Below are 8,695 nucleotides of genomic sequence, written 5' to 3' on the forward strand. Positions count from 1 at the left end.
TCTGGTGGGTGGGTGGGTGCCGCTCCGTTCCGTCCTGTCAGGGACGATCAGCACGGAATGGACTCCCGCCCCGGATGACAGTGCCGACGGGTCGTGAAGTCATCCGGGGCGGGTGCGGCGACTTCGGATGTCATTCGTTCGAAGTCGGAAGCGATCAGATCTTGACGAGGCCATGGCTAATCCGGACCATGAAGGCTGCCGTCGCCGGGTGGGAGCGCTCCCAGTCCGACTGCCGACCACCCATCCGGGGTGTTGACGCAGTCACCACCCGGCGGCGGTTCTTCTGTGGTCGACCATGCATCGAGAAGGGCCTCTCAGATGTCACCTCCGACCCAAGAACCACCACCAGCAAGAGCGGAAAGACAGACGCGTCGCCGCCGTCGTCCGCGGATCCTCGCCTCGGGACTCGCCCTCGTGGCGGTCACCGGTGCGCTGCTGGTCCCCATGACGACCGGCGCCCAGGCGCAGAGCGACCGGGCACAGAGCGCACAGAGCGCCCGGGGCGAGCAGGACGAACGGAGCGAGGGGACCGGCCAGGGCCGGCAGGGTTCCCAGGCCCCGGAGTTCAACTACGCCGAGGCGCTCCAGCAATCCATGTTCTTCTACGAGGCACAGCGCTCGGGGCCGCTCCCCGAGGACAACCGCGTCTCCTGGCGCGGCGACTCCGGCCTGGACGACGGCGCGGACGTGGGCCTCGACCTGACCGGCGGATGGTACGACGCGGGCGACCATGTGAAGTTCGGTCTGCCGATGGCCGCCTCCGCCACCATGCTGGCCTGGGGCGGACTCGCCGCCCGGGACGGGTACGAGCGGGCGGGCCAGTTGGAGCACCTCAAGGCCAACCTCCGCTGGGTGAACGATTACTTCATCCGCGCCCATCCCGAGCCGAACGTGCTCTACGCGCAGGTCGGCGACGGCAACGAGGACCACCGCTGGTGGGGCCCGGCCGAGGTCATGCAGATGGAACGCCCCGCCTACCGCGTCGACGCCGGCTGCCCCGGGTCCGACGTGGCCGGCGAGACCGCCGCCGCGATGGCGTCGTCCTCGCTGCTGTTCGCGGAGGACGACCCCGCGTACGCGGCCACGCTGGTGCGCCACGCCGAGGAGCTGTACGCGTTCGCGGACACCTACCGCGGGAACTACTCCGACTGCGTCCCGGCCGGCGACTTCTACCGCTCCTGGTCGGGCTATCAGGACGAGCTGGTCTGGGGGGCGTACTGGCTGTACAAGGCCACCGGCGACGCCGCCTACCTGGAGAAGGCGGAGGCCGAATACCTCCTGCTCGGCACCGAGCCGCAGACCAGCACGCGCAGCTACCGCTGGACCATCGCCTGGGACAACAAGCAGTACGGCGCCTACGCGCTGCTGGCGATGGAGACCGGCGACCCGGTCTACATCGAGGACGCCAACCGCTGGCTCGACTACTGGACGACCGGGGTGAACGGGCAGCGGGTGCCCTACTCGCCCGGCGGCCAGGCCGTCCTGGACACCTGGGGGTCGCTGCGGTACGCGGCCAACACCTCGTTCGTCGCGCTGGTCTACTCCGACTGGCTCGACGCCAGTGACCCGGCGGCGGCGCAGCGTTACCGGGAGTTCGGCGAGGGCCAGATCGACTATGCCCTGGGCGACAACCCTCGCTCCTCCAGCTATGTGGTCGGCTTCGGCGACAACCCGCCGCGGAATCCGCATCACCGCACCGCCCACGGGTCCTGGACCGACCAGCTCACCGCTCCGGCCGAGACCCGGCACGTCCTGTACGGGGCACTCGTCGGCGGGCCGGGCTCGGCCGACGACCGGTACACCGACAGCCGTCAGGACTATGTGGCGAACGAGGTGGCCACGGACTACAACGCGGCCTTCTCCGGGGCCCTGGCCCATCTGACGGGCCGCTACGGCGGCACCCCGCCCGCCGGCTTCCCGCCCCAGGAGGAGCCGGACGGCGCCGAGATGTACGTCGAGGGCGCGCGGAACGCGACCGGGGCGACGTTCACCGAGGTCAAGTCCATCATCCGCAACCAGTCGGCCTGGCCGGCGCGGGCGCTGGACAACGCCACGCTCCGCTACTGGTTCACGCTCGATCCGGGCGTCGACCCGGCGGCGATCGCCGTGACGACGAACTACACCGAGTGCCCCGGCGCCGCGGCGGGCGTGCACCAGGCGTCCGGGGACCTGTACTACGCGGAGCTCGACTGCTCAGGGAAGCTGATCTACCCGGGCGGCCAGTCCCAGCACCGTGCCGAGGTGCAGTTCCGCGTCGACGGCGGCGCGGGATGGGACCCGGCCAACGACTGGTCCTTCCAGGACATCGGCGAGGCGACCGACCGCGCCGACTTCATCACCCTGTACGACGACGGCGCACTGGTCTGGGGCACCGAGCCCGCGGCAGTGGCCGGCCACCCGACCGGTCCGAGAGAGGGAGCGCAGCCATGAGTGCACAGAGGTCTCCGCTGGTGGCCGCGAGACGGCCGGCCGTCTCCGCGGCGGGGGAGCGGGAGCCGGGGACGGCGTCCTCGGCGCGCAAGGCGCTCGCCGCGCTGCGGATCGCCACCGGCGCCATCTTCCTGTGGGCCTTCCTCGACAAGACCTTCGGCTTCGGCTACTCCACTCCGTCCGAGGGCGCCTGGGTCAACGGCGGTTCCCCGGCCGCGGGTTACCTGGGCGGCATCTCCGGCGGACCGATGGAGTCCACGTACAACGGCTGGGCGGGCGACGTGTGGGTGGACTGGGCGTACATGGGCGGGATGCTCGGCCTGGGCCTCGCCCTGGTCGCCGGGATCGGCCTGCGCCTGGCGGCCGTCGGCGGCACGATGATGATGCTCTTCCTGTGGGTCGGGGAGTTCCCCCCGGCCAAGCACCTGTCCGACGGCTCGCCCACCATGTCGACCAACCCCGTGGTGGACCAGCACATCGTGTACGCCGCCGCGATGATCGTCGTGGCGGCCTGCTCCGCGGGGCGCGTCTGGGGCCTCGGCCGTGCGTGGGAGCGCCTGCCCGTCGTCAGCCGCTTCTCCTGGCTCCGGTGATCCGGGGCCTTCCGTGACCGCGGGTGCGCGGGGGGTGGGTGATGGCCTCCCCGCGCACCCGCTCTCAAACGAGGTGTTCCGTGCCCGCCGGGCGGGCGTGGGACCCTTCGGTCAGAACTGCACGTCCGAGCAGGCGTAGAAGGCGTTGCCGGTGTCCGCGACGTTCCAGACGGACAGGATGATGTGCCTGCCGGACTTGCCCCCCGGGAGGGTGCCCGTGTGGCTCTCCGTCGCCCCCGGCTGGCGGCCGCCCAGCGGCACCGTGAGGAACGGCGTCCGGTCCAGGTCGGCCCGCGTCAGCGGCTCGTTGGGGTTGTAGCTGTCGTTGGTGATGTAGTACTGGAACTCGCTGGTGCTGTGCCGCGCCGTGAACGTCCAGTTGAAGGTGTGGCTCTGGCCGGAATTGAGGCTCGTGGCCGGCCAGGCGCCCCCGCGAGGGTTGTCCAGCTCGGCGAACTGGGAGTTGCCGCCCGCGCAGATGGTTCCGTCCGCCGGGCCCGCGTTCGGGAAGCCCTTGGGCCCCTCGACGCTCTGCGGCTCCCACTGGATGGCGCCGCAGTCGCTCACCGCGCCCTGGGAGCAGTGGAGTTGACGGCTGGTCGGGGAGGTCGTGTAGCCGTGGGCGTTCGCGGTGCCGCTGGTGCCGAGCACCGAGACGGCCGCCAGCCCTGCGCCGATGACGGCGGCTGAGATCTTCTTGCGCATGCTTCGCTCCGGAAGGTGTGGGGGGTCGCGCTCCGTGCCGCTGCGGTCTAGACCAAATCTGACGGTACTGCCCGTGAAAAGGCATGTCCAGACCAATGAACATCCGGGAATCCGCGAAGGCCGGCGGCGGACGGGCGGCGATATCCGCCCTCACTCCTTCACGGACCCGGCGTTCGCCCCCCGGACGAAGTGGCGCTGGAAGCAGAAGAACAGCACGGCGACCGGGATGGTGGACAGCGCCGCGGCGGCCAGCTTGAGCGGGTACTGGGTGCCGCTGCCGAGACCGCCGGCGACGAAGCGGGCCAGCCCCGTGGTCAGCGTCTCGTACTGGCCCGACTGGGTCGCCACCAGGAAGTGCGTGAACTCGTTCCACGACCCCTGGAACGACAGGATCGTCAGCGTGATCAGCGCGGGCCGCGCCATCGGCAGCACGACCGACCAGTAGATCCGGAAGACCCCCGCGCCGTCGATGCGCGCGGCCTCCTCCACCTCCCGGGGTATGGACTCGAAGAACTGCTTCATGATGAAGATCCCCGCGGCGTCCACCAGCAGCGGCACCACCATCCCGGCGTACGTGTCGAACATCCCGAACGTGTTCAGCACCAGGAAGCGCGGGATGAGCAGCACCACATTGGGCACGGCCATCACCGCGAGCAGCAGCACGAACAGCACCCGCCGCCCCCGGAACGGCAGCCGCGCCAGCGCGTAGCCCGCGAGCGAGTCGAACAGCACGCGACCGGTCGTGACCAGGACGGTCACGAAGGCCGAGTTCCCGAGCCAGCGCAGGAACGGCACGCTGTCGCCCGACTCGCTCAGGCCGAACAGCCGCTCGTAGGCCGCCGTGCTCGGCGGCGAGGGCCACAGGCCCAGCGGGTTGGCGGCGGCGTCCGGATCGGTCTTGAAGCTGGTGACCGCCTGGAGCACGAACGGCAGGATGTACAGCAGCGCGAGGCCGACCACGAGCGTGTACCCCGCCACCCGCAGGGGCGTCGGGAACCGGCCCAACGCCGAGGACGGACGGGCCCGGCGGCTCCGGCGGGTCGGGGTCGTCATCGGGGCCTCCCCAGCCGGGCGGTGCGTTCGCGCAGCAGCCAGCGCTGCACCCCGGTGCACGCCAGGATGATCGCGAACAGGACGAACGCGATCGCCGCGCCCTGGCCGTAGTCCGCCTCCCCGAAGCCGGACCGGTAGGAGAGGAACGCCGGGGTGAGCGTGGTGTTGCCCGGGGCGCCCTGCCCCATGACGTACACCATGTCGAAGACCTGCCAGCTGCCGATGAGCGCCAGCGTCAGCACCAGGAACAGCACCGGCCGCAGCGCGGGCAGCGTCACGTGCCACAGCGACTGGCGGCGGGTGACACCGTCGAGCGCGGCGGCCTCCTCCAGCTCGTGCGGCACGTCCTGGAGCGCGGCCAGGAAGATGAGCATGAACGTGCCCGAGCTGGTCCAGATGGTCAGGAACAGCAGCGTGCACATCGCCACGGACGGGCCGGAGAGCCATTCGAACCAGGTCAGGCCGAGCACGTTCCCCCCGGCGAGGAAGCCCGGGGGCCGGTCGGTGTCCATCAGGCCCAGGCCGTCCAGGGCCACCCACACGATCCCGCGGGCGTCGGCGAACCAGTTGGGCCCGTTGACCCCGATCCACGACAGCAGGGTGTTGACCGCGCCGCTGCCCTGGAAGAGGAAGAGGAACACCGTGGAGACGGCGATGCTGCTGGTCACCGAGGGGAAGTAGAACGTGGTGCGCAGCAGGCCCCGGCCGCGCAGCAGCCGCTGGTTGACGACCATCGCGAGGCCGAGCGACAGCGCGGTGGCCACGGGCACGAAGATCAGCACGAAGTAGGCGTTGTTCCGCAGCGATGTGGCGAAGAGCGTGCGGTCCAGGCCGTCCTCGGTGAACAGCTCCCGGTAGTTGTCCAGGCCCACGAAGTCGGCCCGGCCGCCGGTGAACGGGTTGGACTGGCCGTCCCACTCCAGCAGGCTGACCCACAGCGCCATCACGACCGGCAGCAGCAGGAAGAGTCCGAGGACGAGCGTGGCGGGGCTGACGAACAGCCAGCCCCACACGCCCTGCCGGCCGCCTCGCGGCGACCGGCGGCGCGCCGCCGTACGGCTCACCGGTTCTCCTCGAGCGCGGCTTCCCCGTACCGCTGGAGGTCGGAGAGCATGGCGCCCGGGTCACCGGTGCGCAGCGACTCCAGATCGGTGTTGAACTGGGCGAGCACCCGGTCGAAGCCCCGCAGCGTGACCGGCCCCTGGACCCAGTCGCCGCTGGCGCCCCACGCCTCGTCCTCCGGGTGGTCGGCGAGATAGTCCTCGGCCGCGCTCTGCCGGGAGGGGATGGCGCCGAACGCGTCACCCATCGCGATCTGCTGCTCGGCCCGCGTCAGGAACTCCACGAGCTCGACGGCCGTCTCGCGGTGGCCGCTGTCCTGGGCGACGCCCCAGCAGTTGGTGAAGGCGAGCGTGCCGGGACCCGCCGGGCCCTCGGGCAGCGGCAGCACCGCGTACGCGACGTCCGGGTAATCGGCCTCCATGGCGCCGGCCAGCCAGCTGCCCTCGATGGTCATGGCCGCCCGGCCCTCGCCGAACGCCTCCCCGGCCCAGCCGGCGTCCATGTCGGCGGCGTACTTCAGGGAACCCTCGGTGAGCATGCCCCGCACGAACTCCAGCGCCTCGGCGTTCTCCGGGGAGTCGGCGGTCACCTCCGTCTGCTCGGGGTCGGTGACCCAGCCGCCGGCCTGCTTCATGAAGGCACCGAGCCGCTGGTACTCGTTGCTGGTGACCAGGCCGGTGACGTCGCCCGCGGTCAGCTCGGCGGCGACGCTCTCCAACTCCGCCCACGTCGTCGGGTAGTCGTCCTCGGTGAGTCCGGCCTCCTGCCACAGCCCGGTGTTGACCACCAGGCCGAGCGAGGAGGTGTCCTTGGGCACGCACACCAGCTCGCCGTCGTGGGTGAAGGACCGGCTCAGCGTGGGGGAGAAGTCCCCGACGTCGGATATCTGCTCGCCGTAGGGGTAGAGGGAGCCGCCCTCGGCGTAGTTGGCGAACTGGCTGGAGTCCACGTAGAAGACGTCGGGCGGCTCGCCACCGGCGAAGGCCTGCCCCAGCTGCTGGTTCATGTCCTGGGCCACCTCCACGGTGACCGTGTTGCCCGACTCCTCCTCGTAGGCCGCGGCGGCGGCCTCCACGGCCGCGGTCTCCGCCTCGCCCGAGGTGGCGATGAGGATGGTCAGGCTCTGCGGGCCCTCGCTCTCCTCCTGCGGGGTGTCCTCGTCCTCACCGAAGCTGGACGAGCAGGCGGTGGCGGCCAGCAGGGCCATGCCGCAGGCCGCGGCGCTCAGGGTTCTCCTGGTGTGCATGGGACGTCGTTCCTCCAAGGCAGTGTGGCTCATCCGGGGGTGCGGTCGGCGGGGACGCGGGCGTGGCCCGGCCACGGGGGCGCTGTGCTGTCGCGAGCGACGAGTGAGGGGGGGAGCAGCAGGTTCTCGGCCGCGCGGCCGGGGTCGGCGATGCGCTCCAGGAGCAGCCGGACGCACTCGCGGCCGACGGCGGCCATGGGCTGGTCGACGCTGGTCAGGCTCGGGGAGACGAGGGCCGCGGCGGGCGAGTCGTCGAAGCCGGCCACCGAGACGTCCTCGCCCGGCGACTGGCCCCGCTCGCGCAGCGTGCGGTAGCAGCCCATCGCGAGGGTGTCGCTGGCGGCCACCACCGCGGTCGTCCCCGCGTCCAGCAGCGGCGCCACGGCCGCGGCCGCCCGCTCGACCTCGTCCACGCTCTCCGCGCGCCGGCCGCGCACGGGCAGCCCGTGCCGCCGCATCGCGCGCTTCCAGCCCGCGGCCCGGTCGTCACCCGCTCCCGAGCCGCGCGGCCAGCCGAGGAACCCGATGCGGCGGTGGCCGAGTTCGACCAGGTGCTCCACCGCCGCCTCGGCGCCCGCGGCGCCGTCGACGTCGACCCAGTCGCCTATCTGCCGCCCCGACCAGAGGCGGCCGAACGCGGCGAACGGCACACCGTGCTTGTCCAGCCACGCCTGGCGCGGGTCCCCGCGGTGGGTGCCGCTGAGGACGAAGCCGTCCACGCTGTAGGAGTCGAGCAACTCCCGGTAGGCCGCCATCGGTTCGGGGCCCTCCGGGGGCGCCGACGCGAACAGCAGGATCCGGTGCCCCGCCTCCTCCGCGGTCTGGGAGAGCGCGTGCAGAAAGCGGTCCATGACGGGCGTCGAACGGTCCACCTCGACCGACTGGATGCCATATCCGATCAGGCGGCTGGAACGCGTCCTGAGCGTCTGCGCCGCGCGGTGCGGCCGGTACCCCATCGCGTCGATGGCCTGCCGCACGCGCACCAGGGTGTCGGGCCGCAGCAGCTCCGGCGTGTTGATCGCGTTGGAGACGGTCTGCGGGGAGACGCCCGCACGGCGCGCGACCATGGCGAGCGTCACACCGCTTCCTCTGTCCGCGGGGCGGCCGGGGACTGTCGCCATCGACTTCTCTCCAGGGTGCTGAACCGGGGGTGCCCGCCCGGTGGGCGGTAGGCCCACCGGGCGATTGGAGCGTTCTAAGGCCGTTGCCACCGTGCTGAACTGCATCTACATTCTTTGGAACGCTCCAATGGCTGAAAAGATTGGTGTCCTCGCACATGACTGTCAAGTCCCCGGACGGGAAAACCCCGGCGGCGGCCGAAGCGGAGCCCACGGCAGGGCTTCAGCCGTTCCTGCACGACGCCTGCGTCACGCTGCACGCGCCAAGCTTCGCCGTCTCCCGGCCCGACGGTCAGCTCAGCGGCGGGGCGGACGGCTTCTACCACGGCGACCGCCGAGCCCTGTCACGACTCGAAGTCGCCGTCGAGGGCTTCCCGTTGATCGCCACGGGCGGGGGCCTGGAGGGCGCCGACCGGGCCCTGTTCCGCTCGGTGCCGCGCGGCCTCGCCGAGGCCACCCCCGACCCCGCCGTCGCCCTCATACGCACC

The 8,695-nt window shown here is 71.6% G+C and carries 8 protein-coding genes; 3 read left to right on the forward strand and 5 right to left on the reverse strand.

Annotation, left to right across the window (positions count from 1 at the left end; genetic code table 11):
- The first annotated feature begins 414 nt into the window (after window positions 1-414).
- Together ADY01_RS28260 and ADY01_RS28265 are read left to right on the forward strand one after the other, a co-directional pair.
- Window positions 415-2,430: a glycoside hydrolase family 9 protein gene (locus tag ADY01_RS28260; protein WP_053171293.1), complete on the forward strand. Its 2,016-nt coding sequence runs from the start codon at window positions 415-417 to the stop codon at window positions 2,428-2,430.
- Window positions 2,427-3,023, forward strand: a complete 597-nt coding sequence (locus ADY01_RS28265; RefSeq protein WP_234320443.1) for a hypothetical protein — start codon at window positions 2,427-2,429, stop codon at window positions 3,021-3,023. The genes ADY01_RS28260 and ADY01_RS28265 overlap by 4 nt, the downstream gene beginning before the upstream one ends.
- Window positions 3,024-3,134: 111 nt before the next feature.
- Here the strand turns inward: ADY01_RS28265 and ADY01_RS28270 are convergent, their stop codons facing one another.
- From ADY01_RS28270 to ADY01_RS28290, 5 genes are all read right to left on the reverse strand, one after another.
- On the reverse strand, window positions 3,135-3,728 hold the full coding sequence (locus tag ADY01_RS28270) for a lytic polysaccharide monooxygenase auxiliary activity family 9 protein (protein ID WP_049579174.1): 594 nt from the start codon (window positions 3,726-3,728) through the stop codon (window positions 3,135-3,137).
- Window positions 3,729-3,878: 150 nt separating this feature from the next.
- On the reverse strand, window positions 3,879-4,781 hold the full coding sequence (locus ADY01_RS28275) for a carbohydrate ABC transporter permease (RefSeq protein WP_049579176.1): 903 nt from the start codon (window positions 4,779-4,781) through the stop codon (window positions 3,879-3,881).
- Entirely contained in the window at window positions 4,778-5,845 is a 1,068-nt protein-coding gene (locus ADY01_RS28280; RefSeq protein ID WP_049579178.1) for a carbohydrate ABC transporter permease, read from the reverse strand. The genes ADY01_RS28275 and ADY01_RS28280 overlap by 4 nt, the downstream gene beginning before the upstream one ends.
- Window positions 5,842-7,089 (reverse strand): sugar ABC transporter substrate-binding protein, encoded by a 1,248-nt coding sequence (locus ADY01_RS28285; protein WP_049579180.1) that lies wholly within the window; start codon window positions 7,087-7,089, stop codon window positions 5,842-5,844. Before ADY01_RS28285 ends, ADY01_RS28280 begins: the two co-directional genes overlap by 4 nt.
- Window positions 7,090-7,118: 29 nt before the next feature.
- Window positions 7,119-8,168: a LacI family DNA-binding transcriptional regulator gene (locus ADY01_RS28290; RefSeq protein ID WP_324613373.1), complete on the reverse strand. Its 1,050-nt coding sequence runs from the start codon at window positions 8,166-8,168 to the stop codon at window positions 7,119-7,121.
- Window positions 8,169-8,365: 197 nt separating this feature from the next.
- Here ADY01_RS28290 and ADY01_RS28295 point away from each other — a divergent pair.
- On the forward strand, window positions 8,366-8,695 hold a 330-nt coding region (locus ADY01_RS28295; protein ID WP_049579183.1), incomplete at its 3' end, for a glycogen debranching N-terminal domain-containing protein.

The organism is Streptomyces sp. SBT349, assembly GCF_001083795.1.
Classification (GTDB): Bacteria; Actinomycetota; Actinomycetes; order Streptomycetales; family Streptomycetaceae; genus Streptomyces.